Here is a 25,425-nt window from a genome sequence, read left to right as displayed (position 1 = left end):
GCACCGCCCTTCGAGGCGTGTCTCGCGGCCTTACTTGGCCGCGACCACCTGGAGCTTCACGGTGGCCTGGATGTCGTCGCGCAGACGCACCACGGCCTCGTGCTCGCCGACCGTCTTGATCGCGTTCGCGATGACGATCTTGCGCTTGTCGAGGTCGCCGAAGCCGGCGGCCGCCACAGCGGTGGCGATGTCGCTCGTCTTGACCGAGCCGAACAGGCGGCCGTCGCGGCCCGCCTTGACGGTGAGCTTCACCCGGTTGGCCTCGAGGACCTGCTTGGTGTGCTGCGCCTCTTCGATCGTCTTGTGCTCGCGCGCGGCGCGGGCCGACTTGATCTGCTCGACCTGCTTCTCGCCTCCACGGGTCCACGCGACGCCGAAGCCCTGCGGGATGAGGAAGTTGCGGGCGTAGCCGTTCTTGACGTCGACGACGTCACCGGCGGAGCCGAGACCGTCGACCTCGTGGGTCAGGATGACCTTGGACATACCGTTACCTACCTTCCGCTGCCGGCGTAGGGCAGGAGCGCCATCTCGCGGGCGTTCTTGACGGCACGGGCGATGAGGCGCTGCTCCTGGACGGAGACGCCGGTGATACGACGGGCGCGGATCTTCCCGCGCTCCGAGATGAACTTGCGGAGGGTCGCGACATCCTTGTAGTCGATGACACCCACGCGGACCGACTTCGCGGGGGCCGCGTTCTTCGCGCCCTTGCCGCGGATCGGCTTGCGGCGGTCGCCGCTGCTCTTTCCAGCCATAGTGGTTTCCTTAGATTCTGGTTCGCCCCCCTCCGCGGCCGCTCGTGCGGCGTGCGGAGAGAGCGTGATTCAGGTGAGGTCGCGTCCGAGCCCGAGGCTCAGAACGGAGTCTCGTCGTTGTAGCTGCCCGGCGTGCTCCAGACGTCGCCACCGGCCGGCGCGCTCGGCGCCCACGGCTCCTCGGCCTGGCCACCGCGGTTGCCTCCCGCGTTGCCGCCGGAGCCCCCCTGGTTGCCGCCGAAGCCGCCCTGTCCGCCCTGGCTCGCGCCCTGACCTCCGCCGACCTGTCCGCGTCCGCCGCCCGCGCCTCCACCGGAGGCACGCGTGACCTGTGCGGTCGCGTAGCGGAGCGAGGGACCGATCTCGTCGATCTCGAGCTCGATGCTGGTGCGCTTCTCGCCTTCCTTCGTCTCGTACGAGCGCTGCTTCAGGCGGCCGGTCGCGATGACGCGGCTCCCCTTGGTCAGCGATCCCGCGACGTGCTCGGCGAACTCGCGCCAGACGGAGGCCCGGAGGAACAGCGCTTCGCCGTCCTTCCAGTCGTTCGCCTGACGGTCGAAGGTGCGCGGAGTGGAGGCGATGGTGAAGTTCGCGACCGCGAGCCCGTTCTGCGTGTAGCGCAGCTCGGGGTCGGAGGTGAGGTTCCCCACCACGGTGATGATCGTCTCGCCGGCCATGAGCGCTACGCCTTGGGAGCGGCCGAGGCCTTGGCAGCCTTGCGGGCGGCCTTCTCGTCGGCGAGCTTCGCAGCGGCGGCGACCTGGGCAATGCCCTCTTCGGCCCGCAGCACCTTGGTGCGCATGACGGCCTCGGACAGCTTCAGCTGACGGTCGAGCTCGTTCGCAGCGGCAGAGGTCGACGTGAAGTCGACGACGGCGTAGATGCCCTCGGACTTCTTGTTGATCTCGTACGCCAGACGACGACGGCCCCAGACGTCCACCTTGTCGATGGATCCACCATCGGTGCGGATGACGTTGAGGAACTTGTCGAGACTCGGAGCGACGGTGCGCTCATCGATCTCGGGGTCCAGGATGACCATGATTTCGTACTGATGCGTCACTAACCCACCTCCTTCGGACTGAACGGCCACGGTATTTCCGTGACAGGAGGGTATGTAGCATCTGCCCACCTCCCGCGGACGCGAGTGCGTCTGGTCGTGGACAACCTGGACACCTTACCACCGCGGCCGTTCCCGCGGTCGGGAGATCTGCGCCCGATCCGGCGGCCCGACCGGGTACCCCGGGCCGGCGGATCAGCGATGCGGATCGGCGATGCGGCTCAGCGCGCCGCCCACCACTCCTTCAGCCGCTGCGTCGCGAGCTCCTCGCCCAGCGGTCCCTCCTCGAGCCGCAGCTCGAGCAGGAAGCGGTACGCCGCACCGACCTCCGGCCCCGGCGGCAGGTCGAGGATCCGCATGATCGCGGTGCCGTCGAGGTCGGGCCGCTTGGACGCGAGCTCCTCCTTCTCGGCGAGCTCGGCGATGCGCGTCTCGAGGTCGTCGTACGCGTGCGCCAGCCGGTCGGCCTTGCGCTTGTTGCGCGTGGTCACGTCGGCCCGCGTGAGGATGTGCAGCCGCTCGAGCAGGGGCCCGGCGTCCGTCACGTAGCGGCGCACGGCGGAGTCGGTCCAGGCGCCGTCGGTGTAGCCGAAGAACCGCAGGTGCAGCTCGATCAGCCGGGCCACCTCGGTCGTCGACTGCTTGTCGAACTTGAGCGCGCGCATCCGCTTGATCGCCAGCTTGGACCCGACGAGGTCGTGGTGGTGGAAGCTCACGGCGCCGCCGGCCTCGAGGCGGCGCGTCGCGGGCTTGCCGATGTCGTGCAGCAGCGCGGCGAGGCGCAGCACGACGTCCGGGGCCGCTCCGGGGTTCCGCGACTCCTCGAGCGAGATCGCCTGCTCCAGCACGGTCAGGCTGTGCACGTAGACGTCCTTGTGGTGGTGGTGCTCGTCCTGCTCCAGGCGCAGGGCGGGCAGCTCCGGGAGGAAGTAACCGGCTAGACCGGTGTCGACGAGGAGCTCCAGGCCCGCGCGCGGGGACGCGGTGGACAGCAGCTTGCGCAGCTCCTCCTGCACCCGCTCGGCCGAGACGTCCCGGATGCGCGGTGCGAGCTCGGCCATCGCCCACTCGACCTCCTCGGTGGTGCGGAACCCCAGCTGCGACGTGAAGCGGGCGCCCCGCAGCATGCGGAGCGGATCGTCGCCGAAGGACACGTCGGCGTCGGCGGGCGTGCGCAGGCGGCCGGCCAGCAGGTCCTCCACACCCCCTGAGGGATCGACGAGGACGACCTCCGGGATCCGGAGCGCCATCGCGTTCACCGTGAAGTCCCGCCGCACCAGGTCGCCCTCGAGGGTGTCGCCGAACTCGACCTCGGGCTTGCGGCTGACTCCGTCGTAGCTGTCGCTGCGGTAGGTCGTGATCTCGACCGTCTCGCCCGCGATCCGAGCGCCGATGGTGCCGAACGCTCGGCCGATGTCCCAGTGCGCCTCGGCGATGGGAGCGACGACGCGCTCGATGTCGTCCGGGCGCGCCGAGGTGGTGAAGTCGAGGTCGTGCACTCCGTGCCCCAGGAACGCGTCGCGGACGGGACCGCCCACCAGGGCGAGCTCGTGCCCCTGGGCGGCGAACGCCTCCGCCAGTCGCGCCACGGTCGGCGTCGCCGCCAGAGCACGGAGGGTCTCGAGGGCGGCCTGGACGCTGTGCATTCGCACGAGTGTAGTCGCGGCGCACGGCTGGAGAAGGGGGCCGGGAGAGGCCCTAACCTGTTTAGCCGGTTACCGGTCCCGCCACGCCCGCCGTCGTCCGCCGCGGGCCTGCACGTAGAATCAGCCGCATGGAGGCCGAGTGAGTTCGATGCATCGGCGCGGCCCCACTCTCTCCGACCGCCTCGCGGTCCCGCAGCTGCTCCGCGCCGTCGGCGCGGCGGCTCTCGCCGTCGCGCTCGTGGGGGTCGCGCCGCCGGCTCTCGCGACCACGCCGACGCCCGGCACCACAGCCTCGCCCCTGGCCGAGGAGCCGGCCGAGGGGATCGTGACCGCCACCGTCGGCGCCGCGGACGACGGCGTCCTCTTCCCGGGCCAGGACCTGCAGATGTCGGTCTCGGTGCGCAACGGCACGACCGAGACGATCGACGGCGCCCGCATCGAGGTGACGATCGACTCCGACACCCTCGACTCGCGAGCCGAGCTCGCGGACTGGCTCGGGGGAGAGGACGACGACGCGGGCTCGCCCGTCGGCGACGGCGCCGACGTCCGCCTGCTGCCGTCGAGCTCCGCGCAGGTGCCGCTGACGGTGCCCGCGGCAGGCATCCCCTTCTCCTCCGATCCGAGCGCCCGCGGCACCCACGCCGTCGCCGTCACCGTGACCGGTCCGGGCGGCACCGTCGCCACGGCGCGCACGGCGGTCGAGCTGACCGACGGCGTGCCGTCCGGAGAGGAGACCGGCGTCGACGTCCTCGTCCCCCTCACCGTGCCCGGCAGCAGCGACGGCCTCATCCCCGCCGACGCGCTCCAGGACTACACGCAGTCCACCGGCACCCTCTCGCGCCAGCTCGACTCCGTCATCGGCCGCGGAGTCGCGATCGGGGTCGACCCGCGGATCCTCGCGTCGATCCGGATCCTGGGCGAATCGGCACCCGAGTCGGCCGTCTCGTGGCTCGACCGCCTGGAGGCCGCGCCCAACGAGGTGTTCCCCCTGGCTTACGCCGATGCGGACGTCGCGGCCCAGGCCCAGTCGGGCCTGTCGACGCTCCTCACCCCCCACCTCGTTCGAGTACGGCATCGACGCCGCCCTCTTCGCCGAGCCCGCGACCACACCGGCTCCGGGAGCCACTCCCGAGCCGACGCCGACCGAGGCGCCCGCCGGCGAGGAGCTCGAGCCGCGTCCCACGGCGGAGTCGCTCCTGGACTTCCGCTGGTCGCCCACCGTCGGCAGCCTCGCCTGGCCCGACGATCTGACCGTCCGCGCCGAGGACCTCGCCGTCTATGCCACGAGCGGCATGAACCGCACCGCCGTCGCCTCCGCGAATCTCGAGCTCCCGTCCGCGACGGGGACCGCCACGCGCGCGGTCATCGACGGGCACGACGTCGTCATCACGGACAGCGCCCTCTCGACCGCCCTCGACGGGGCGGCGACGGCGACGACCGACGCGGAGTGGCGCGCGCACATGACAGCGCTCACCGTCGATCTCGCCCAGGTCCAGCGCGAAGGGGAGGTTCCCCGCGTCGTCCTCGCGCTCGAGCGCGGGGCGGCGGTCGACGGCGTCCGGCTCGCGCAGACGCTCGACGCTCTCGACCGGCTGCCCTGGGCCGAGGGCACCTCGCTCGGCGCCGCCCTCGCCGTCCCCGCGACCGACGACGTGGTCCTCGTCGACGCACCGGAGTCCGAGGAGCGTCTCGAGCGGGTCTCCGACCTCCTCACCGCCGCCTCCCGCGTCGAGGCCTTCTCGGCGGTGCTCACCGACCCGCAGCTGTTGAGCGGGAAGCGCCGCAACGACCTGCTCGCCCTCCTCGCCGTCGTCTGGCGCGAGGACGAGGCAGGCTGGGACGAGGCCGTCACCGGGAGCGTCGACATGGCCGACACGACGCTCGGCTCGGTCTCGATCGAGGCGACCAGCACCCTCCTCCAGGTCTCCCGCGACTCGAGCATCCCCGTGTACGTCCGCAACGACCTGCCGTGGCCCGTCTCGGTCGAGATCAGCGCCTCCACGTCGAACGCCGTGCTCGACATCGACGAGAGCTCGGTCGAGCCCACCGCCATCGACGGCCGCTCCCAGGGCCGGGTGCTCATCCCCGTGAAGGCCCGGGTCGGCAGTGGCGAGACGACGCTCCGGATGCAGCTCACCGCCCTCGACGGCACGCCGATCGGCGCCCCGGCGAGCGTCGGGACGAGCGTGAGGGCCGACTGGGAGACCGTCGGGACCCTCGTCCTGGGTCTCGTCCTCGTCGTGGTCTTCGGCGCCGGCATCCTCCGCAACATCCGCCGCCGCCGCCGTGGCGGCGCAGCTCCGGAGGAGGACGACGAGGACCCCAACGCCCCCCTCGCCGTCCAACCCGGCCTCGACGAACGAACGGACCCGCGTGGCTAGCTTCTCCCTCGGACGCGCGAGCGCCGTCCTCGCCTCCGGCACGATGGTCTCGCGCATCCTCGGCTTCGTCATGTCGCTGGTCTTCACCCAGACCATCGGACTCACGGGTCAGGGGTCGGATGCGTTCACCGTCGCCAACGGGCTGCCCAACACGATCTACGCGATCCTCGCGGGCGGTGCTCTGAACGCCGTCCTGGTGCCGCAGATCGTGCGGGCGGGCCTGCAGGCCGACGGCGGGCGCAAGTACATCGACAAGCTCCTGACGCTCGCTCTTCTCGTGCTCGTCGCCGCGGCCGCCGTCGCCACGCTCGCGGCTCCGCTGCTCGTCCAGCTCGCCGCGGGGCAGTTCGGACCGGAGCAGACCCGGCTCGCGGTCACGTTCGCCTACTGGTGCCTCCCGCAGGTCTTCTTCTACGGGCTCTACACGATCCTCGGCGAGGTCCTGAACGCCCGCGGGTCCTTCGGTCCGTTCACCTGGACCCCGGTCGTCAACAACGTCGTGACCATCGCCGGCCTGATCGCCTTCCAGCAGCTGTTCGGATCGGACACCGAGGGCGATCTCCTCGCCACCGACTGGACTCCGGCGATGATCACGCTCCTCGCCGGCTCCGCGACCCTCGGAGTCGCACTGCAGGCGATCCTGCTGGTCTTCTTCTGGAAGCGGGTGGGGCTGCGCTACCGCCCCGACTTCCACTTCCGCGGCGTCGGGCTCAGCCGCGCGGGCCGCATCGCCGGCTGGACCTTCGCGACCCTCCTGCTGACCGTCGCCGTCGGATTCCTCGAGAACAACGTGGTCAGCGGCGCCTCCGGTGAGAACGCCTCCGCCACCGCCCTGCAGAAGGCCTGGCTGGTCTTCATGCTGCCGCACTCCATCGTCGCCGTGTCGATCGCGACGGCGTACTTCACCAAGATGAGCGGGCACGCCTCGCGCGGCGAGATGACCGACTTCCGCCGCGACGTCTCGACGTCGATCCGCGTGGTCGGCCTCCTCCTCTTCTTCTGCGCCGCCGCCCTCGTGGTCTGCGCCACCTCGTTCGCCAGGATGTTCTCCTCGGATCCCGGCGACACCTTCCAGATGGCCCAGATCATCACCGCCCACGTGGTCGTCCTCCCCTTTTCTCCACGCTCGCGATCGTCCAGCGCGCGTTCTACGCCCTCAACGACGGTCGGACGCCGTTCTTCTACACGCTCGTGCAGGCGGTGGTGATCACCATCGGCTGCCTCCTCGCCTTCGGGCTCCCGCCGGAGTTCACGACGATCTTCGTCGCGTCCTCGATCTCGGTCGGAGTCGCCGTGCAGTCGCTGCTCGCCTGCGTCCTCCTCCGCCGCAAGCTCGGCGGCTGGGGCGGCACCCGGATCGTCTTCCGCTTCGCGCAGTTCACCCTCGCGACGCTCCCTGCGATCGGTGCGGGAGTGCTCGTCATGTTCGTCCTCGCGCAGAACGACGGCTACCCGACGAGCGGTGTGCTGGAGGCGCTCCTGTCGATGATCCTCACCGGCGTCGCGATGGCGGTCGTCTACTTCGGCATCCTCTGGGTCGTCCGCAACCCGGAGCTGCGCCTGATGGCCGCTCCCGTCCTCCGCCGCCTGGGCCGCTAGCCGCAGCGGAGAGGGGGTCGCGGGGCCGCCGCCGAGCAGGTGCACGGCGGCGCGCCACGTGCAAGGGTGGAGGCGTCCGGCAGAGCCGCTCCTCCTCACCCGCCGATCCGGAAGGCGCGATGCGCTCCACCTTCGTCCTCGTCCGACTGCTCGTCGCCGTCGCGATCCTCGCGGCGACCGTCGTGAGCTTCCTCGACTCCTACTCCTTCTGGGTCGAGGCCCGGTTCCGCGACCGCGCGACCCTCGTCGTGAACTTCTTCAGCTACATCACGGTCGAGACCTGTCTGGCGGCGGCCGTCGTGCTCCTGATCGGAGCGGTCCTCCTCGCGCGGGATCGGCTCCCGGACCCGCGCTGGTTCTCGTGGCTGCGGGCGGGCGTGGTCGCCTGCATGGTGGTCATCGGAGTGGTCTACAACCTGCTCCTGCGCGGCACGGTGGTCACCGGTGCCGGCGCACCGCTGGAGTGGACGAACGAGGTGATGCACGTCGTCGCCCCGCTCGCGCTCGTGCTCGACTGGCTGTTCGCTCCGGGCCGCCGCCGGTTGTCCTGGGGAGTGATCCCGGGTGTCCTGGCGGTCCCGATCGCCTGGTTCGCCTACACGGTGCTGCGGGCCCCGCTCGTCTACGACCAGATGAAGCACGAGCAGGTCTGGTACCCGTACCCGTTCCTCGACCCCCGCCTGGCGGATCCGCCGATCCTCCCCGGGGGAGGCATCGCGGTGGTGTTCTACGTCGTCGCCCTGACGTCACTCTTCGCGGCCTCGGCCTGGTTCACCGTGTGGATCTCGCGTCGTCCGAGCCGCCGGCAGGGGCCGGCTGTGACGAGGAGAGAGGAAAACCAGGTCAGAGCTCGGATCGGTGGATCCGCGAAGAAGTGTTTCCCTCGACCCTGATCGGCGGCCGAGTGCCCGCCCGGGGCTGGAATAGCCCCGCCTAGGATGTGTTGTAGCCCGTGGAGCCGGGAACGACCGAGCGACCGGATCCGGGCTCCGCAGGCGAGACGAACACGGTGCACCGCGCTGGCGGTGCACGACGAAGACCCAGCAAGACGACGGCGCAGCACTTCGGGCGCCGTCCCCCGATCAGCCCCCGCTCAGCACAGACCTCAGGAGTTGCCGTGCAGGACATCGTCATCATCGGATCCGGCCCCGCCGGCTGGACCGCCGCCATCTACGCGGCCCGCGCCGACCTGAAGCCGATCGTGGTCGCCTCCTCGGTCGAGATCGGCGGCGACCTCATGAACACCACCGAGGTCGAGAACTTCCCCGGCTTCCCCCAGGGCATCCTCGGACCCGAGCTCATGGCCGCCATGCAGGCTCAGGCCGAGCGCTTCGGAGCGACGACGTTCTACGACGACGTCGCCGGGCTCGACCTCGAGGGAGAGACGAAGACGGTCCACCTCGGATCGGGTGAGAGCATCCAGGCCAAGACGGTCGTCGTCGCCACCGGCTCCGCGTACCGCAAGCTGGGTCTCCACGACGAGGAGCGCCTGTCGGGACACGGTGTCTCATGGTGCGCCACCTGCGACGGCTTCTTCTTCAAGGGGAAGACGATCGCGGTCGTCGGCGGCGGCGACTCGGCGATGGAGGAGGCGACCTTCCTCACCAAGTTCGCCGAGAAGGTGTACGTCATCCACCGCAAGGACACCCTCCGCGCGTCGAAGGTGATGCAGAAGCGCGCCCACGACAACGAGAAGATCGAGTTCGTCTGGAACTCCGAGGTGACCGGCATCGCCGGTGAGAGCCACGTCAACGGCGCCAAGCTCCGCAACACGGTCGACGGCACCGAGTCGCGACTCGACATCGACGGGCTCTTCATCGCGATCGGCAACGACCCGCGGACCCACATCGTCCACGGGAAGCTCGACCTGACGACCGACGGCACCATCTCGGTCGTCGGCCGCTCCTCGCAGACCTCCGTTCCCGGCGTCTTCGCCGCGGGCGACGTCATCGACCCGACCTACCGTCAGGCCGTCACCGCCGCCGCCTCCGGAACGGTCGCCGCCCTCGACGCGGAGCACTACCTCGCCGCGCTCGCCGACGGCACCGCCCACACCGAGGGCACCCCCCAGGTCGACGCATCGGTCGAAGCCGAACTCGTCACCCGCTGACCCACCCCATCACCACGAGTGGAACCGGCTCGTCCGGCTCACGAAGGAGAATCCCTATGTCCACCGCGAAGAGCGTCACCGACGCCTCGTTCCAGTCCGACGTCCTCGACTCCGAGAAGACCGTCCTCGTCGACTTCTGGGCCGAGTGGTGCGGCCCCTGCCGCATGGTCTCGCCGATCCTCGACCAGATCTCGGCCGAGCACGGCGACAAGATCGAGATCGTCAAGCTGAACGTCGACGAGAACCCGCAGACCGCGGCCAAGTACCAGATCACGTCGATCCCCGCGATGAAGGTCTACCAGAAGGGTGAGGTCGTCAAGACCGTCATCGGCGCCAAGCCGAAGCCGGCCCTCGAGGCCGACCTCGCCGCCTTCCTCTGATCATTCCCGATCGGATCGCCGAAGCCCTCGTCTCCTCCGGGAGACGGGGGCTTCGTGCCGTTCGAGAGCGTTTCACGTGAAACACCGGACGGTCCACCCGCACCGGAGTGGAGCCGCCGTGACCCGACCCGCCGTCGGACCTCCCGGATAGGGTGGATCAACCCCGGCCTCCGCACCGGACTCCCCGCCCGACGACCGAAGCGACGTGATCGTGATCAACCACGGAACCACTCTCGACCCCTGGTACGACTCCTACGCGGAGCGCACAGCCGGCCTCGCCGCCAGCGAGGTCCGAGCACTGTTCGCTGTGGCATCCCGACCCGAGGTCGTCTCGCTCGCGGGCGGCATGCCGTACGTCGCCGCACTCCCGCAGGATCTCGTCAGCAGTGCCATCGACTCCGTCATGCGCGAGCAGGGCCCGGTCGCGCTGCAGTACGGATCGGGCCAGGGGGTGCCGAAGCTGCGCGAGCAGATCCTCGAGGTCATGGCGCTCGAGGGCATCTCGGCCAGCGCGGACGACGTGGTCGTCACCACCGGATCGCAGCACGCCCTCGAGCTCTTCTCGAAGATCTTCCTCGATCCCGGCGATGTCGTCCTGTCCGAGGGACCCAGCTATGTGACCGCCATGGTGATCTTCCGGTCCTATCAGGCCGAGATCGAGCACGTCGCCATGGACGAGCACGGCCTGATCCCCGCGGCCCTGCGGGAGCACATCGCTCGCGTGCGTTCCTCCGGCAAGCGGATCAAGTTCCTGTACACGATCCCCACCTTCCACAATCCCGCGGGAGTCACCCTCAGCTGGGAGCGGCGCGTCGAGATCCTCGAGATCTGCAAGAGCGAGGGGATCCTCGTTCTCGAGGACAACCCGTACGGCCTCCTGTACTTCGACGGAGCGCCACCCAAAGCGATGCGGTCGCTCGAAGAGGACGGCGTCGTCTACCTGGGTACCTTCTCGAAGACCCTCGCCCCCGGCTTCCGGGTCGGTTGGGCTCTCGCGCCGCACGCCATCCGCGAGCGTCTGATCCTCGCGAACGAGGCCGCGGTACTCAGTCCCTCGTCGTTCAGTCAACTGGTCATCTCGAAGTACCTCGACTCCGCGGACTGGAAGGGTCAGATCGACATCTTCCGGGGCGTGTACCGGGAGCGCAAGGAAGCGATGCTGCGCGGACTCGAGACCCACCTGCCGTCTCTCACCTGGACGGATCCGAGCGGCGGCTTCTACGTCTGGGTGACGCTTCCCGACGGGCTCGACTCGAAGGCCATGCTGCCCCGGGCCGTGAAGGAGCTCGTGGCCTACACACCCGGTACCGCTTTCTACGGGAACGGAGACGGACGCCGCAACATCCGACTCTCCTTCTGCTATCCGACGCCGGACCGGATCACCGAGGGGATCAGGCGGCTCGCCAAGGTTATCGACGGCGAACTCGACCTCCTCACGACCTTCGCCGGCACGGGAGCTCTGCGGACCGCCGACGCCGGCCGTCCGGCGCACACCCTTCCTCCGAGCGTCGCGTGACGATGCCCGTCCGCTTCGCGATCCCGAAAAAGGCCTGGTCATGACCGATTTCTCCATCGGGTCCCGCGCACTCGACATCGTCGTGGTCAGCGGAGGCATCAGCCACGAGCGGGACGTCTCGCTCCGCTCCGGGCGCCGCGTCAGAGATCGGCTCGTCGCCATGGGCCACCGTGTCGTGACGCGCGAGCCCGACGCCGAGCTGCTGCCGTTCCTCGTCTCCCGCCGACCAGATCTCGTCTGGCCGGCCGTCCACGGGGCCAGCGGAGAGGATGGAGCTCTGCTGGGGCTTCTCGAGGCTGCAGGCCTGCCCTACGTCGGGTCCGACGCGGACTCAGCCCGACTCGCTTGGTCCAAGCCCACCGCGAAGACCCTGGTGCGTCGTTCCGGACTCGCCACGCCGGACTCACTCACGCTCCCCCGCGACACCTTCCGCGAACTCGGCGCAGCGGCGATCCTCTCGCAGGTCCGGGCGATGCTGCCCGGCGCCCTCGTGGTGAAGCCCGCACAGGGCGGTTCCGCACAGGGGGTCACCCTCGTCGACGAAGACTCCGAACTCCCCCAGGCCATGGTTTCGGCGTACACGTACGGAGATGTCGTCCTCGTCGAGCAGCTCGTCCGCGGCACGGAGGTTTCTGTCGGTGTCATCGATCTCGGAGACGGGCCCCTCGCACTTCCGCCAGTCGAGATCGAGCCCGTCGCAGGCTCGTACACGTTCGACGCCCGGTACAACGCCGGTGAAACTCGGTTCTTCACGCCCGCTCGGCTCGACACCTCAACGACCGCCGAGGTCTCCCGCGCCGCAGTGCAGATCCACGAGCTCCTCGGCCTGCGTCATCTCTCCCGCATCGACTTCATCATCTCTGAAGACGGCACGCCCTGGTTCTTCGATGCGAACGTACTGCCCGGGATGACCGAGACCTCCCTCGTCCCTCAGGCCATCGAGGCGTCGGGCCGATTCCTCGGCGATGTCTACTCGACGCTTGCACATCTCGCCGCTGCGCTGACCACTTCGCGCGACTGAACGCCCTTCGAGCTGTGATCCCCGCTGCCGAAGTTTCACGTGAAACGGTGCCTCAGCCGGGCATACTTCGTGTGCGAACTGGGATAGCCGCGGCGCTCGAGCGTTCCACGTGAAACATCGGTCTGGCGATGGCTCTTGAGCGTCCCAGTCCGGAACCACGAAGCACTCTTCAGATCGCTTGTGTGCAACCGCGGACCGCTGTGCACCGTCCGACGTGAGGGAGGAGCCGATCGGTCAAGGCGCCATGAGGCCGATCCATTGCAGATCTCGGGATGCGCTGCATCTGTCCGAACGTTTCACGTGAAACGGAGATGAAGGAGTCTCTCACCAGCTTGGCGCGCAAGCCTTATAGGATCCGCGCACGCGGGAGCTCCCTTCAACGAGGCGTCGGCTCTGTGAGCAAGCCTCTCTGACGCATCGGGCGAATCTGCTCAGAGCGAAGAAAAGCCCCGGCGGGAGAGACCACCGGGGCGTTTCACGTGAAACATCAGAGAGCTACGGGGCAAGAGACACTTCGGACGGCTCGCCGATCTCGGCCAGAATGCGGTTCAAGTCCTGAATAGTGGCGAAGTCGATGACCATCTGGCCTTTGCGAGCCCCCAGAGTCACCTTCACGCGAGTGTTCAGGCGATCCCCGAGGTGATCCGCGATCGAGCTGAGGTGTCCAGCGTGTCCCCCACGCTCCTCGGGCAACTCCCGGACCGACGTCCGCGGCTTCTTCATCTGCGCCGCCGCAGCCTCAGCGGCGCGGACCGACAGGTCTTCGTTCACGATCTTGTCCGCGAGCCGGCGCATCTGATCGACATCCTCGAGCGACAGCACCGCACGAGCATGTCCCGCGGTGAGCACTCCGGCAGCCACCCGTGCCTGCACGTCCGCAGGCAGGCGGAGCAACCGGAGCGTGTTCGAGATCTGCGGACGGGATCGCCCGAGCCGGGACGCGAGCGCCTCCTGCGTGATTCCGAAGTCACTCAGGAGCTGCTGGTAGGCGGACGCCTCCTCGAGGGGGTTCAGCTCCGCCCTGTGCAGATTCTCGAGCAGAGCATCACGGAGCATGTTCTCGTCTGCGGTGTCCTTGATGACGGCCGGGATCGTCGTCAGTCCTGCCGCCTTCGACGCACGGAACCGACGCTCCCCCATGACGAGCTCGAACTTCGCACCACCGCGGCCCGACACCGGACGCACGACGATCGGCTGCAGCACCCCGAACTCGCGGACACTGTGGACCAGCTCGGCGAGATCGTCCTGGTCGAAGACCGCACGGGGCTGCGCAGCATTCGGCACGATGTCCTCGAGGGGGAGTCGTGCCAACCGCGCACCGGGGACATCCAGCAGATCGTCGGCCGGCTCCACGCCGAGGTTCTGGTCCGGGAAGAAGACGTCGACGGGTCGCGACCGCGTCTCGTCGCTGGTCGGGATCAGCGAGCCGATTCCACGGCCCAGTCCTGTGCGCTTCGTCGCCATCAGCGTGCCTGCCCTTCGTTCTCGGTGGTAGCGGCCTTCCGTGCACCTCGGCGTGCGATCTCCGCAGCGGCCTCCAGGTAGGCCAGCGAGCCGGAGGACTGCGGGTCGTAGGTGATCACGCTCTGCCCGTAGCTCGGTGCCTCCGAGATGCGCACGTTCCGCGGGATGACCGCCCTCAGCACTTCCTTCGGGAAGTGCTCGCGCACGTCCGCGGCGACCTGATGCGAGAGGTTCGTCCTGCCGTCGAACATGGTCAGCAGGATCGTCGAGACCGCGAGGTTGGGATTGAGGTGACGCTCGATCAGGTCGATGTTCTTCAACAGCTGACTGAGACCTTCGAGTGCGTAGTACTCGCACTGGATCGGGATCAGCACCTCGCGGGCGGCGACGAAGGCGTTGATCGTCAGGAGCCCGAGCGACGGCGGGCAGTCGATGAACACGTAGTCGAACGGGTCGTCCATGCCCTCGAGCATCCGATCGAGCGCTCGACGGAGGCGCTGCTCGCGCGCCACGAGGGACACGAGCTCGATCTCGGCGCCGGCGAGATGGATCGTCGCCGGAACGCCGTACAGAGAATCGAACTCCGGGCTCTTCTGGACCACTTCGGCCAGCGGGGTGTCGTTCACGATCACGTCGTAGACGCTGCGCGTGTCCGCGCGGTGCTCGATGCCCAGCGCGGTCGACGCATTGCCCTGGGGGTCGAGGTCGATGACGAGAACCTTGGCGTCACCGCGCGCCAGCCCCGCCGCCAGGTTGACGGTGGTCGTCGTCTTGCCGACCCCGCCCTTCTGGTTCGAGATCGTGATCACCCTGGTCGACTCCGGCTTCGGCAGAGGCTGTGCGTTGAGCAACGCTCGTCGACGGGTCATATCGGCGATCTCGCGGGCCAGGGGAGTGGAGGAGTCGAAACCCCCGGCCTGTCCGGTCACGTCGGAATCGGGTCGTTTCACGTGAAACCTTCGCTCAGCAGATGGATCAGGGCGGGTGCCACCGAGGCCGGGAGTCGAGGATCCGAGACGGATCGCGCGCGACAGGGCCGGATCAACCCACTGTAGCCCGGACCACGCGCGTGACCTCGGAGAGCACGCCGTCGCCGAGCACGACGACCTCGGGCGTCGAGACCTTGAACCGTCGGAGCACCTTCTCGGCCGCCAGGATCTCCTTCTCGGCGTTGATCCCCTTGAGGAGCACGAGCTCGCCCCCCGGTCGCAGGAGCGGTGCTGTGAGAGGAACGAGCTTCGAGAGAGCACTGACGGCGCGTGCCGTCACCTGATCGAGCGGTTCCGGGAGGCGGACCTCCTCGGCCCGGGCACGGAGAACCGAGACATTCTCGAGTTCCAGCTCTTCGACCTGCTCGCGGAGCCAGAGGATGCGCCGCTCCATCGGCTCGATCAGCACGAAGCGCACGTCGGGCCGCACGATGCCCAGGACGAGGCCGGGAAGGCCCGCACCACTACCGACGTCACCCACCAGCCCCGGACGCAGCAGAGGCGCCACCAGGGCGCTGTTGAGCACGTGCCGGGTCCAGAGGCGGGGAAGCTCCAACGGGCCGATGAGGCCGCGCTCCTCGCCCTGCGCGGCGAGCGACTGCGTGAACCGGCGCAGGACCGGCAGTCGGTCGCCGGCGATCGCTGCGGCGGCGGCGGGTTCGGCCTCGAGGGTCGGCTCCACGGGTCTCAGCCGCGGGTGATGACGGTGTGGCGCTCGCGTGCCTCGCCGCGCGACTCCGACACGAAGCCGCGCTCGCTCACCATGTCGTGCACCAGCTTGCGCTCGTAGGAGGACATCGGGGGCAGGGACGCCGACGTGGCGCCCTCCTCGATGCGCTCGATCGCCCGGTCGACGAGCTGCGCGAGCTCGGTCTCGCGGGCATCGCGCGAGCCGCCGATGTCGAGGATGAGGCGCGAGAAGGCACCGGTGCGGGTCTGCACTGCGAGGCGGGTCAGTTCCTGGAGGGCCTGAACGGCATCGGGGCGCGACAGCACGCGGAGGTTGGAATCTCCGGACGCGGTGACGGACAGGTAGGCGCGGCCGTTCCGCACCTCGATGTCGATGTCGCCGTCGAGGTCGCAGATGTCGAGGAACTCCTCGATGTAGTCCGCAGCGACGTCGCCCTCGTCCTCGAGCTGCTTGAGGGTCGACTCCGGAGCCGGCGCGGCGCTCTCGCCGGCGGGCACGATCGTGGCCTCGTCCACGGCGGGTGCACCGTCGAACGACGGTGCCTGCGCGGGGACGGCGGTGGTCTGCGTCGAGTCGGTCATGACGGTCCTACTTCTTTCCGGCTTGCTTCTTGGCGCGGTTCTTGCCGACGGGCTGCTGGCGCTGAACGGCCTTCTTCTCGACGAGCGTGGTCTCGCCGGCGACGTTCGTCTCCTCGACGAGCTTGCCCTTGCGGCGCAGGCGCTCCTCGCGGGCCTTGGCGGCCTCGCTGCCCGGGGTGGGCATGTTCCGGATGACGATGAACTGCTGGACCATCGTCCAGATGTTCGAGGTCAGCCAGTAGAACATCACGCCGAGGGGGAACGCGAAGCCCGAGAAGGCGAACACGAGGGGGAGGATGTACAGCAGGATCCGCTGCTGCTTGAAGGTCGGCGAGGCCTTGGCCTCGGGCGACATGTTCTTCGAGACGATCTGCAGCTGCGTGATGAACTGCGAGGCGGTCATCAGGACCACCATGATGACGGCGATCACGACGACGAGCTCCTGGCCGCCCTCCTGGAGGGCGCCCTGGATCGACTGGTGCAGGGGCGCGATGCCGAAGAGGTTCGCCTCGCCGAACTGGCGGGCGAGGGCCGCATCGAGGGGTCCGACGCCCCGCTCGCTCCGCTGAGCGTCGTTCAGCACAGAGAAGAGGCTGAAGAAGATCGGCATCTGGATCAGCAGCGGCAGGCAGGAGGCGAGCGGGTTGGTGCCCGTGCGCTTGTAGAGCTCCATGGTCTCGCGCGACATCGCCTCGCGGGAGAGCTGGTCGCGCTTGCCCTTGTACTTGTCCTGGATCTTCTTGAGCTGCGGCGCCACCTCCATCATGCGGCGCTGGCTCTTGATCTGCTTCACGAAGATCGGGATCAGAGCGGCACGGATGACGAGGACGAGGCCCACGATCGACAGCACCCAGGTGATGCCGGCCGCCGCCTCCAGACCGGTCAGCGTCAGCAGCTGATGGAAGGCGACGAGGATCAGCTCGACGACCCATTTGAGGGGCCAGAGGATCGTGCCAAGGAGGTCCATGGGAGGGGGTCAGTCCTTTCGAGGGCCCGCGACGAACCCGAGACGCGTCACAGCGAATCGGATGCGACCCGGAGCCGGCCGGTGCAGAGGGATCGAGGTCGGTACGTCATCGACGCCGCCGGCCGCCCACGGGGTGGCAGCGGAGGAGTCGACGCGCAGCGAGGACGGAGCCGAGTACGAGTCCGTGGAGCTGGACGGCCTGCAGCGCGTACGAGGAGCACGAGGGGTAGTAGCGGCAGACGTCGCCGTACAGAGGGGAGACGACGGTTCGGTAGACCAGCAGGAGCAGGATCCCGAGATTGCGGGGGAGGAGGAGCAGGCCCCAGCCCAGTCGCGCCGGCCACGAGAGCGGACGGCCGACGACGGAAGTGGTCACGAGCGGACCTCGGACGACCGGCCGGAGCGCGGGTTCCGCGACATCGCGCCCACGACCTCCCGGCGGAGATCCGCCCACGGAGCCGTCGCGCTGCTGGGCAGCGCGCGGATCACGATGTCGGTCCCGTGCTCGGTCTGCGCCACCAGCTCGAACGCGATCGCCTTCAGGCGCCGGCGCACGGTGTTGCGCGTCACGGCCGATCCGACGGTCTTGGCCACGATGAAACCGAATCGCGGGGGAGTCGCCGAAGACGACCTCCGGACATACGTGACGGTGTGCGGTCCTGTGGACCGCACACCGCGACGGACGACTGCCCGGTACTCGTCACCTCGGACGATGCGATGGGCTCTGGCCAGCACCGCTGGTCGGTACCAGTGGGCTCTACGCCGAGAGCTCGGTGCGGCCCTTGGCGCGGCGTGCGCTCAGGATGCCGCGGCCGGCGCGGGTGCGCATGCGCAGGCGGAAGCCGTGCACCTTGGCGCGACGACGGTTGTTCGGCTGGAAGGTTCGCTTGCTCATAGTTCAATCTCCACGTACGTGTTCCTCGGTACCGGCGGGGCGACCGCCGGGGCGGTGCTCCGGTCTCCCGGGAAGAAAGGGAGCCCGGCTCCGATCAGGACGTGTCCCTGAGGACCGACCGAGCGACCCCGGGCAGGCGTCAACTGATTAAAACTACGGCCTGTCCCGCCACCGGTCAAATGGGACCGGGCCGAAACCTCGATTCTGCCCGCGCGACGGCGTGTTCCGCGCATTGACACGCGGAGTCGGCTGTGGTGGATTTGTCTCCCGTCGGCTCCTTCGTTACCGTGTTGAGCCGCAGTTATCCACAGGCCCAGGCCGCCCGTTCCCGCGTCCGCGCTGGCATCGGCTCCCTCCTGTGGAGGGCCCTGTGGACGACGTTCGACCCCCGGACGGGCCGGATCACCGACGGACTCCGCGCGTTCGCACTGCGAACGGCGCCGCCGCACGGCGATGAGCATTTCGACAGCGACCGAGGACCGGAGACAGATGCCAGAGGACACGTCGATCGTCGACGCGTGGAAGGTGATCCTCGGGGCCCTCTCGCAGGACGATCGCATCACGGCTCCGCTCTACGGATTCGTCTCGCTCGTGGAGCCCAAGGGCATCATGGCGGGCACCTTCTACCTGGAGGTCCCGAACGAGTTCACCCGCGGCATGCTCGAGCAGCGCGTGCGCGTGCCGCTGCTCAGCGCGATCGGCACCCTCGACGACTCCTTCGGCGTCTCCACCTTCGCCTTCGTCGTGAACCCGGACATCGAGCACGAGCCGTTGAGCTCGCCCGCCTCGTCCGAGTCGCTGAACCCGTTCGAGCCGATCACCGGTTCCTCCCCCGCCCTCACCCCGGTGCGCGTGGTCGAGGAGATGCGGACCGTCCCGGCGACGGACACCCGGCTGAACCCCAAGTACAGCTTCGACAACTTCGTCATCGGCGGATCCAACCGGTTCGCGCACGCCGCGGCGGTCGCGGTCGCGGAGGCGCCGGCCAAGGCGTACAACCCGCTCTTCGTCTACGGCGACTCCGGACTGGGCAAGACCCACCTCCTGCACGCCATCGGCCACTACGCGATGAGTCTCTACCCGGGCATCCGCGTGCGCTACGTGTCATCCGAGGAGTTCACCAACGACTTCATCAACTCGATCGCCAACAACCGGGGCAACGCGTTCCACGGCCGGTACCGCAACGTCGACATCCTCCTGATCGACGACATCCAGTTCCTGCAGGGCAAGGCGGAGACGCAGGAGGCGTTCTTCCACACCTTCAACCAGTTGCACGATCACAACAAGCAGGTCGTGATCACGTCGGATCTGCCGCCGAAGGCCCTGACGGGGTTCGAGGACCGGATGCGCTCGCGCTTCGAGTGGGGCCTGATCACGGACGTCCAGGCGCCCGACCTCGAGACGCGCATCGCGATCCTCCGGAAGAAGGCCGTCAGCGAGAAGCTGCTCGTGCCCGACGACATCCTCGAGTTCATGGCGTCGAAGGTGTCGAGCAACATCCGCGAGCTCGAGGGGACGCTCATCCGCGTCACCGCGTTCGCGAGCCTCAACCGCACTCCGGTCGACATGTCGCTCGTGCAGACGGTGCTGAAGGACCTGATCACGCTCGACGAGGACAACGTCATCTCGCCGGTCGACATCATCAATCACACCGCGGACTACTTCAAGCTCACCGTCGACGACCTCTACGGCTCGTCCCGCTCGCAGGCCGTCGCCACCGCACGTCAGATCGCCATGTACCTCTGCCGCGAGCTGACCAACCTGTCGCTGCCCAAGATCGGCCAGCTCTTCGGCAACCGCGACCACACGACGGTCATGTACGCGAACAAGAAGATCTCGGAGCTCATGAAGGAGCGCCGCAGCATCTACAACCAGGTCACTGAGCTGACCACCCGCATCAAGACGAACCGCTAGCGGCCCTCCACGGCTCACTCCTCTGCCGGTCGAGCACCCGCGCTACGGGCCCCGAGCTGCTCGTCGGACCCCCTTCCCGCTGGTCGAGTAGCCGCACCGCGGCGTATCGAGACCCGCCCACCCTGTGACGGGGATCTCGATACGCGCCCTGCGGCCGCTACTCGATCAGCAAGCAGAGGGTGCAGGCCGTCTCCGGTCGGCACCGCGAATTCCTCCCGCTGGTCGAGTAGCCGCACCGCGGCGTCTCGAGACCCTGCCCTCGACGACTCCGACACGCCGTCGCCCCCCTCCGCGTTCGACGCATCGAACGGATTCCGACGCTTTCCACACGTGTGCAGAACCTGTGGATAACTGTGGACAACCGAGCTCGAACTGTGCGGCCGATCGGCCCGCCTGTGGAATCCGGTCGACGCGCTCGGATCTCTCAACAGGGCGTCCACCGGCGCGCTCACAACTCCTCCACAGAGGCAGGGGGTCCGGATGCCAGCGGGGAGTAGGGGCCACCAGCGCTTTCCACAGTTTCCACACGTGTTAACACTGTTAACGCAGTTCTCTCTTTAATCAGGGCGCGAACGACAACCTTGTGGACGGCGCGAGGAGAGGTCGGAGGAGTCCACCCCTTCTGAGCGCGGCGAGACACCCGGGTACGATGGGCGACGGTCTTCGTCCGCGACTCGTCAGGGGTGTTCTCGTGAGGTTCCAAGCCAACCGCGATGTCTTCAGCGAGGCCGTGTCCTTCGCGGTCAAGCTGCTGCCGCAGCGCACCACCCTGCCGATCCTCTCCGGCGTCCTCATCGAGGCGACGAGCGAGGGCCTCACGCTCTCCTCGTTCGACTACGAGGTCTCGGCGCAGACGCAGATCGCGGCCGACGTCGAGGAGCCCGGCACTGTCCTCGTCTCGGGACGCCTTCTCGCCGACATCGCCAACCGTCTGCCCAACGCCCCCGTCCGCATCGCGACGGAGGAGTCCCGCGTGACGGTCTCGGCCGGATCCGCGCGCTTCACCTTGCTGCAGATGCCCGTGGAGGAGTACCCGTCGATCCCCGAGATCGACGCGTCGACCGGGCTGGTCCCCGCCGATGCCTTCTCGGCCGCCATCTCGCAGGTCGCCGTCGCCGCCTCCCGCGACGACGTGACTCCGGTGATCACCGGCGTGCAGCTCGAGATCACCGAGAACACCATCGGCCTCGTCGCGACGGACCGCTACCGCGTCGCCGTCCGCGAGATCGACTGGGACAACGGCGACAACCCCGCTCCGAGCCAGCCGCTCACCGCTCTCGTGCCGGCGCGGACCCTGCAGGAGGTCGGCAAGACGTTCGGCCACTCCGGCACTGTCTCGGTCGCGATCACGCAACGCGACGAGCGCGAGCTCATCGCCTTCACGGCCGACCGCAAGACGGTCACGTCGCTCCTGATCAAGGGGAACTTCCCCCCGGTCAAGCGCCTCTTCCCCGCCTCGGTCGAGAACTACGCGGTCATGGCGACCAGCGACCTCATCGAGGCCACGCGCCGCGTCTCGCTCGTCCTCGAGCGCGAGGCCGCCCTCCGCTTCAGCTTCAGCAGCGACGGCCTCACCCTCGAAGCCATCGGATCGGAGCAGGCGCAGGCGTCCGAGAGCATCGACGCGATCCTGACGGGCGGCGACGTCGTCGTCTCGCTCAAGCCGCAGTTCCTGCTCGACGGGCTCGCCGCGGTGCACTCGGAGTTCGTGCGCATCGCGTTCACGAAGACCGAGAATCCCAACAAGCCCGGTCCGGTCCTGCTCACGGCCCAGACCTCGCGCGAGCAGCCCGGCAACGACAGCTACCGCTACCTGCTGCAGCCCAACCTGCTCCTGCGCTGACCCCCCTCTTCGATCGCACCGTCGCGACCCTCCCCGCTCCCGACGAGCGCCCGCCCGCCGGCTCATGAATCCAGGAAGGTTCACCATGCACATCGGACTCGTCGGACTCGGCAAGATGGGCGACAACATGCGCTCCCGCCTCCGTGAGAAGGGGGTGGAGGTGACCGGATACGACCGCAACCCGGACGTCTCCGACGCCGCCTCCCTCGACGACATGATCGCCGCTCTGCCCGCGCCCCGCGTGGTGTGGGTCATGGTCCCCGCCGGAGCGATCACCGACAGCGTCGTCACCGACCTGTCCGAGAAGCTCTCGGAGGGCGATCTCGTCATCGACGGCGGCAACTCCCGTTTCACCGAGGACTTCAAGCACGACGCGCTGCTGAAGCCCAAGGGGATCCACTACATCGACGCCGGCGTCTCGGGCGGCGTCTGGGGTCCCGAGAACGGCTACGGCCTCATGGTCGGCGGTCCGAGCGAGCTCGTCGAGTACGCGATGCCCGTCTTCGACGCACTGCGCCCCGAGGGACCCCGCGAGGAGGGCTTCGTCCACGTGGGCGAGGTCGGCGCGGGCCACTACGCGAAGATGGTGCACAACGGCATCGAGTACGCGCTCATGCAGGCGTTCGCCGAGGGCTACGAGCTGCTCGACACCCGCAAGGACATCATCAAGGACGTCACCGGCACCTTCAAGGCGTGGCAGCGCGGCACGGTCGTGCGCTCCTGGCTCCTCGAGCTCCTCGTGCGCGCGCTCGAGCAGGACCCGGAGTTCGAGCACATCGAGGGCTACGTCCAGGACTCCGGCGAGGGCCGCTGGACCATCGAGGAGGCCATCAACAACGCCGTCCCGGTGCCCACGATCAGCGCCTCGATCTTCGCGCGCTTCGTCTCACGCCAGGAGGACTCCCCCGCGATGAAGGCCGTGGCGGCGCTGCGGAACCAGTTCGGCGGGCACTCCGTCAAGGCCGTGGACTGAGTTCACGGGCTCGGACCGGCTGTGCCGGTCCTCGCGGCGGTCGGCTTCCTGAGGCGGTCACGTTCCGCAGAGCCGGTCGCGTCCGGCGACCTGCGGCCCGCCGCCACCCTGAGGCAGAGATGCTCTCAGGGCGTCGGCGGGCCTCCGGCCGCCTGCTGCGTTCATCGGCGAGGACTGCCTGCGGCGGTCCTCCGGCGGTCGGCTTTTCGAGGTGGGCGCGTTTCGCAGAGCCGGTCGCGTCCGGCGACCTGCGGCTCCGCCGCCACCCTGAGGCAGCAGATGCTTCAGGGCGTCGGCGGGCCTCCGGCCGCCTCCCTCCTTGCTTCCGCAGGGTGCGCGTCCTGCGGACGGCGGCGCTCGATGCTTGCTGGTCGAGTAGCCCCGCAGGGGCGTATCGAGACCCACGTGATCCAGCAGCCGGGCCGATCGTCGGGTCGGTGTCACGGACACGGGGCGGCGGGGATCCCGGCTGATCCCTCCGCTGGTCGAGGGGCCCCGGAGGGCCGAGTGCTCCAGCGGAGGAGGGCACAGGCGCATCGGGCAGAGTGGGACGGAGGAGGTGGTGACGTGCACGTGGTGCAGCTGGCGCTGAGCGACTTCCGGAACTACGGATCCGTCGACGTCGCGCTCGTGCCCGGGCCGAACCTCTTCGTGGGGCGCAACGGGCAGGGCAAGACGAACCTGGTCGAGTCGCTCGGGTACCTCTCCACCCTGGGGTCGCACCGGGTCTCGAGCGATCAGGCGCTCATCCGGGCCGGCCGGGACAGCGCCGTGGTGCGGGCCCGACTCCGCAACGGCGATCGCGAGCTGCTGGCCGAGGTGCAGATCAACCGCTCCTCCCCCAACCGCGCCCAGATCAACCGCGGCGGCATCAAGCCGCGCGAGCTGCCGCGCTTCTTCTCCAGCGTCCTCTTCGCACCGGAGGACCTCCTCCTGATCCGCGGCGACCCGTCGGCCCGGCGCCGCTTCCTCGACCAGCTGGTGATCCTGCTCTCCCCCCGGATGAGCGCGGTGCAGGCCGACTACGAGCGGGTGCTGCGCCAGCGCAACTCGCTGCTGAAGTCGGCGCGGGCGAGCGGCATCCGCGACGTCTCCAAGCTGAGCACCCTCGACATCTGGGACGAGCGGCTGATCGCCCTCGGCTCCGAGATCATGCAGTCGCGCCTCGCTCTCGTCGACGAGCTGAGCGGACCGGTGCGCCGCGCCTACGAGGCGGTGGCCGGGGCGGACCAGCGGCCGGTCCTGCGCTCGCGCCTGAGCATCGAGGGCGCGGTCGACGACGACGGCGAGCCCGTCGAGAGCGCCGAGCCGGGCTCACCCGTCGAGCGCGCAGGGCTGACCGATGCCTTCGCCACGGCGCTGACGGCGGTGCGCCGCAAGGAGCTCGACCGCGGGATCTCGCTGGTCGGACCGCACCGCGACGACGTGCAGTTCGAGCTGAACGACCTGCCGGCCAAGGGGTACGCGAGCCACGGCGAGAGCTGGTCGTTCGCCCTCGCCCTCAAGCTGGGCGCCGCGGAGCTGCTGCGCCGCGACTCCCCCATGGGCGATCCCGTCCTGATGCTCGACGACGTGTTCGCGGAGCTGGACTCGCGCCGCCGCGAGCGGCTCGCCTCCGTCGTCGCCGACTACGAGCAGGTGCTCATCACCGCGGCGGTCCTCGACGACGTGCCGGCCGCACTGGCGGCGCACACGGTGAGGATCGAGGCGGGCAGCATCGTCGAGCCCGAGACCCCGGGTGGCGCGGCGATCGCACCCGAGCCGGGGGTCTCCGGTTCGGAGCGGTCGGCCGACGCGACGGATTCGGACCTCGCGCACTCCGAGCAGTCGGCCGACGCGGCACCCGAGGCCGAGCCCGCCGCCGAGGAGCCGGCCCGTGGCTGACACCCCTCGTCGCGGCTCCCCCGCGCCCGAGACCGAGGCCGCGCGCGTCTACCGGCACCTCAAGGAGGTGTTCGGCGGCGACGGTCCGCGCCGCGTCCGCAGGACCGTCGAGCGCGCGGAGCCCAAGGGCGACGCGATCCCGTTCGGGAAAGGACGCGACCCGCACGACCTCGGCGACGTGCTCGAGTCGCTCACCCGCAAGATGGACTGGACCGCTCCGCTCGCGCAGGGCGACCTCATCTCGTCGTGGACGGCGATCGCCGGCGAGGAGACCGCGAAGCACTCCACTCCGCTGGGCGTCGTCGACGGAGTGCTGAGCGTCGCGTGCGAGTCGACGGCCTGGGCGACGCAGCTGCGGCTCATGCGGATCGAGATCATGAACCACATCGCGGTGAACTACCCCGAGGCGGGGATCGCGTCGATCCGATTCCAGGGCCCTGACGTACCGAACTGGAAAAGGGGCCCCAGGTCGATTCCAGGGCGTGGTCCGCGCGACACCTACGGCTGAGGACGCATTTTCGGTCGACCCCGCCGATCCAGGGCGTCAGATCGCCGCAGAGCGCCGCGGATCGTCCTCCCGCGCGGTAGAATGGAGGGCCGCCGAACCGCAGCGACGCCGCTCCCGAGTCCGTTCGGGAGCAGCGCGGTCCACCACTCGTGGGACCTCGCGCAGCGGGAGCGATCTCCAGATCCTCCCCCGCGTCGCATCGGACCGTCAGAGGAGAACTCCACAGCTATGACATCTGAGCCGACCGACTCCAC

General features: G+C 69.0%; 24 protein-coding genes and 2 pseudogenes. 13 read left to right on the top strand and 13 right to left on the bottom strand.

What is annotated here, in order from left to right; all coding sequences use genetic code 11:
- Positions 1 to 30: 30 nt before the first annotated feature.
- The 5 genes from rplI to AC0CID_RS13200 form a co-directional block, all read right to left on the bottom strand.
- Positions 31 to 483: a 50S ribosomal protein L9 gene (gene rplI / locus AC0CID_RS13220; RefSeq protein ID WP_207403329.1), complete on the bottom strand. Its 453-nt coding sequence runs from the start codon at positions 481 to 483 to the stop codon at positions 31 to 33.
- 8 nt (positions 484 to 491) lie between these two features.
- Positions 492 to 752, bottom strand: coding sequence for a 30S ribosomal protein S18 (gene rpsR / locus AC0CID_RS13215; protein WP_055784551.1), 261 nt, complete (start codon positions 750 to 752; stop codon positions 492 to 494).
- 98 nt (positions 753 to 850) lie between these two features.
- Positions 851 to 1,429 carry a single-stranded DNA-binding protein gene (locus tag AC0CID_RS13210; protein WP_207403328.1) on the bottom strand — a complete coding sequence of 193 codons (579 nt, stop codon included), beginning with the start codon at positions 1,427 to 1,429 and terminating at the stop codon, positions 851 to 853.
- Between the two features lie 5 nt (positions 1,430 to 1,434).
- Entirely contained in the window at positions 1,435 to 1,812 is a 378-nt protein-coding gene (rpsF, locus tag AC0CID_RS13205) for a 30S ribosomal protein S6 (RefSeq protein ID WP_068207796.1), read from the bottom strand.
- A 218-nt stretch (positions 1,813 to 2,030) separates the two neighbouring features.
- Positions 2,031 to 3,455, bottom strand: coding sequence for a CCA tRNA nucleotidyltransferase (locus tag AC0CID_RS13200; protein ID WP_465227147.1), 1,425 nt, complete (start codon positions 3,453 to 3,455; stop codon positions 2,031 to 2,033).
- A gap of 148 nt (positions 3,456 to 3,603) precedes the next feature.
- Between AC0CID_RS13200 and AC0CID_RS13195 the strand changes: the two are divergent.
- The 8 genes and pseudogenes from AC0CID_RS13195 to AC0CID_RS13160 form a co-directional block, all read left to right on the top strand.
- Positions 3,604 to 4,440: pseudogene (locus AC0CID_RS13195) on the top strand (DUF6049 family protein); the annotation flags it as partial.
- A gap of 16 nt (positions 4,441 to 4,456) precedes the next feature.
- Entirely contained in the window at positions 4,457 to 5,836 is a 1,380-nt protein-coding gene (locus tag AC0CID_RS13190; protein ID WP_465227146.1) for a DUF6049 family protein, read from the top strand.
- A 43-nt stretch (positions 5,837 to 5,879) separates the two neighbouring features.
- Positions 5,880 to 7,435, top strand: a pseudogene (gene murJ / locus AC0CID_RS13185) (murein biosynthesis integral membrane protein MurJ).
- A 119-nt stretch (positions 7,436 to 7,554) separates the two neighbouring features.
- A complete protein-coding gene (locus AC0CID_RS13180) occupies positions 7,555 to 8,328 on the top strand; it encodes a Pr6Pr family membrane protein (RefSeq protein ID WP_465227145.1) in 774 nt (257 codons plus the stop codon).
- 224 nt (positions 8,329 to 8,552) lie between these two features.
- On the top strand, positions 8,553 to 9,545 hold the full coding sequence (trxB, locus tag AC0CID_RS13175; protein ID WP_465227144.1) for a thioredoxin-disulfide reductase: 993 nt from the start codon (positions 8,553 to 8,555) through the stop codon (positions 9,543 to 9,545).
- Between the two features lie 56 nt (positions 9,546 to 9,601).
- Positions 9,602 to 9,925 carry a thioredoxin gene (gene trxA, locus AC0CID_RS13170; RefSeq protein WP_055784535.1) on the top strand — a complete coding sequence of 108 codons (324 nt, stop codon included), beginning with the start codon at positions 9,602 to 9,604 and terminating at the stop codon, positions 9,923 to 9,925.
- A 214-nt stretch (positions 9,926 to 10,139) separates the two neighbouring features.
- Positions 10,140 to 11,441: an aminotransferase-like domain-containing protein gene (locus AC0CID_RS13165; RefSeq protein ID WP_465228103.1), complete on the top strand. Its 1,302-nt coding sequence runs from the start codon at positions 10,140 to 10,142 to the stop codon at positions 11,439 to 11,441.
- A 40-nt stretch (positions 11,442 to 11,481) separates the two neighbouring features.
- A complete protein-coding gene (locus tag AC0CID_RS13160; RefSeq protein ID WP_465227143.1) occupies positions 11,482 to 12,462 on the top strand; it encodes a D-alanine--D-alanine ligase family protein in 981 nt (326 codons plus the stop codon).
- A gap of 495 nt (positions 12,463 to 12,957) precedes the next feature.
- Here the strand turns inward: AC0CID_RS13160 and AC0CID_RS13155 are convergent, their stop codons facing one another.
- The 8 genes from AC0CID_RS13155 to rpmH form a co-directional block, all read right to left on the bottom strand.
- Complete coding sequence (locus AC0CID_RS13155) at positions 12,958 to 13,926, bottom strand: ParB/RepB/Spo0J family partition protein (protein WP_207403322.1); 969 nt, start codon at positions 13,924 to 13,926, stop codon at positions 12,958 to 12,960.
- Positions 13,926 to 14,876 carry a ParA family protein gene (locus AC0CID_RS13150; RefSeq protein ID WP_465227142.1) on the bottom strand — a complete coding sequence of 317 codons (951 nt, stop codon included), beginning with the start codon at positions 14,874 to 14,876 and terminating at the stop codon, positions 13,926 to 13,928. The genes AC0CID_RS13155 and AC0CID_RS13150 overlap by 1 nt, the downstream gene beginning before the upstream one ends.
- A gap of 91 nt (positions 14,877 to 14,967) precedes the next feature.
- Positions 14,968 to 15,606, bottom strand: a complete 639-nt coding sequence (rsmG, locus tag AC0CID_RS13145; RefSeq protein ID WP_465228102.1) for a 16S rRNA (guanine(527)-N(7))-methyltransferase RsmG — start codon at positions 15,604 to 15,606, stop codon at positions 14,968 to 14,970.
- Positions 15,603 to 16,187, bottom strand: a complete 585-nt coding sequence (locus tag AC0CID_RS13140; RefSeq protein WP_465227141.1) for a Jag family protein — start codon at positions 16,185 to 16,187, stop codon at positions 15,603 to 15,605. Before AC0CID_RS13140 ends, rsmG begins: the two co-directional genes overlap by 4 nt.
- A gap of 7 nt (positions 16,188 to 16,194) precedes the next feature.
- The gene (yidC, locus tag AC0CID_RS13135) at positions 16,195 to 17,154 is read right to left on the bottom strand and encodes a membrane protein insertase YidC (RefSeq protein ID WP_207403319.1); all 960 of its coding nucleotides are present in this window, start codon (positions 17,152 to 17,154) and stop codon (positions 16,195 to 16,197) included.
- Positions 17,155 to 17,260: 106 nt separating this feature from the next.
- Entirely contained in the window at positions 17,261 to 17,530 is a 270-nt protein-coding gene (yidD, locus tag AC0CID_RS13130; protein ID WP_465227140.1) for a membrane protein insertion efficiency factor YidD, read from the bottom strand.
- The gene (rnpA, locus tag AC0CID_RS13125) at positions 17,527 to 17,889 is read right to left on the bottom strand and encodes a ribonuclease P protein component (protein ID WP_465227139.1); all 363 of its coding nucleotides are present in this window, start codon (positions 17,887 to 17,889) and stop codon (positions 17,527 to 17,529) included. Before rnpA ends, yidD begins: the two co-directional genes overlap by 4 nt.
- 22 nt (positions 17,890 to 17,911) lie before the next feature.
- On the bottom strand, positions 17,912 to 18,049 hold the full coding sequence (gene rpmH / locus AC0CID_RS13120) for a 50S ribosomal protein L34 (protein ID WP_055784512.1): 138 nt from the start codon (positions 18,047 to 18,049) through the stop codon (positions 17,912 to 17,914).
- A gap of 453 nt (positions 18,050 to 18,502) precedes the next feature.
- On the opposite strand from rpmH, the gene dnaA reads away from it, so the two are divergent.
- From dnaA to AC0CID_RS13095, 5 genes are all read left to right on the top strand, one after another.
- Positions 18,503 to 19,963 (top strand): chromosomal replication initiator protein DnaA, encoded by a 1,461-nt coding sequence (dnaA, locus tag AC0CID_RS13115; RefSeq protein ID WP_374070300.1) that lies wholly within the window; start codon positions 18,503 to 18,505, stop codon positions 19,961 to 19,963.
- Positions 19,964 to 20,654: 691 nt separating this feature from the next.
- Positions 20,655 to 21,806: a DNA polymerase III subunit beta gene (gene dnaN / locus AC0CID_RS13110; protein ID WP_207403315.1), complete on the top strand. Its 1,152-nt coding sequence runs from the start codon at positions 20,655 to 20,657 to the stop codon at positions 21,804 to 21,806.
- Between the two features lie 85 nt (positions 21,807 to 21,891).
- Entirely contained in the window at positions 21,892 to 22,779 is an 888-nt protein-coding gene (gnd, locus tag AC0CID_RS13105) for a phosphogluconate dehydrogenase (NAD(+)-dependent, decarboxylating) (RefSeq protein ID WP_465227138.1), read from the top strand.
- Between the two features lie 567 nt (positions 22,780 to 23,346).
- Positions 23,347 to 24,663, top strand: coding sequence for a DNA replication/repair protein RecF (gene recF / locus AC0CID_RS13100; RefSeq protein ID WP_465227137.1), 1,317 nt, complete (start codon positions 23,347 to 23,349; stop codon positions 24,661 to 24,663).
- Positions 24,656 to 25,171: a DciA family protein gene (locus AC0CID_RS13095; protein ID WP_465227136.1), complete on the top strand. Its 516-nt coding sequence runs from the start codon at positions 24,656 to 24,658 to the stop codon at positions 25,169 to 25,171. Before recF ends, AC0CID_RS13095 begins: the two co-directional genes overlap by 8 nt.
- Positions 25,172 to 25,425: the final 254 nt, after the last annotated feature.

This window comes from Rathayibacter sp. AC451 (genome assembly GCF_979253095.1).
The sequence above is the reverse complement of the archived record's forward strand: the minus strand, read 5'-3'. Positions and strand labels throughout refer to the sequence as shown.

Excerpts from the sequence above, each read along its gene's own strand:
- rplI (WP_207403329.1), bottom strand. The coding sequence starts at position 483 with ATGTCCAAGGTCATCCTGACCCACGAGGTCGACGGTCTCGGCTCCGCC.
- rpsR (WP_055784551.1), bottom strand. The coding sequence starts at position 752 with ATGGCTGGAAAGAGCAGCGGCGACCGCCGCAAGCCGATCCGCGGCAAG.
- AC0CID_RS13210 (WP_207403328.1), bottom strand. The coding sequence starts at position 1,429 with ATGGCCGGCGAGACGATCATCACCGTGGTGGGGAACCTCACCTCCGAC.
- AC0CID_RS13200 (WP_465227147.1), bottom strand. The coding sequence starts at position 3,455 with ATGCACAGCGTCCAGGCCGCCCTCGAGACCCTCCGTGCTCTGGCGGCG.
- AC0CID_RS13190 (WP_465227146.1), top strand. The coding sequence starts at position 4,457 with ATGCGGACGTCGCGGCCCAGGCCCAGTCGGGCCTGTCGACGCTCCTCA.
- AC0CID_RS13180 (WP_465227145.1), top strand. The coding sequence starts at position 7,555 with ATGCGCTCCACCTTCGTCCTCGTCCGACTGCTCGTCGCCGTCGCGATC.
- trxA (WP_055784535.1), top strand. The coding sequence starts at position 9,602 with ATGTCCACCGCGAAGAGCGTCACCGACGCCTCGTTCCAGTCCGACGTC.
- AC0CID_RS13160 (WP_465227143.1), top strand. The coding sequence starts at position 11,482 with ATGACCGATTTCTCCATCGGGTCCCGCGCACTCGACATCGTCGTGGTC.
- AC0CID_RS13155 (WP_207403322.1), bottom strand. The coding sequence starts at position 13,926 with ATGGCGACGAAGCGCACAGGACTGGGCCGTGGAATCGGCTCGCTGATC.
- AC0CID_RS13140 (WP_465227141.1), bottom strand. The coding sequence starts at position 16,187 with ATGACCGACTCGACGCAGACCACCGCCGTCCCCGCGCAGGCACCGTCG.
- yidC (WP_207403319.1), bottom strand. The coding sequence starts at position 17,154 with ATGGACCTCCTTGGCACGATCCTCTGGCCCCTCAAATGGGTCGTCGAG.
- rpmH (WP_055784512.1), bottom strand. The coding sequence starts at position 18,049 with ATGAGCAAGCGAACCTTCCAGCCGAACAACCGTCGTCGCGCCAAGGTG.
- dnaA (WP_374070300.1), top strand. The coding sequence starts at position 18,503 with ATGAGCATTTCGACAGCGACCGAGGACCGGAGACAGATGCCAGAGGAC.
- gnd (WP_465227138.1), top strand. The coding sequence starts at position 21,892 with ATGCACATCGGACTCGTCGGACTCGGCAAGATGGGCGACAACATGCGC.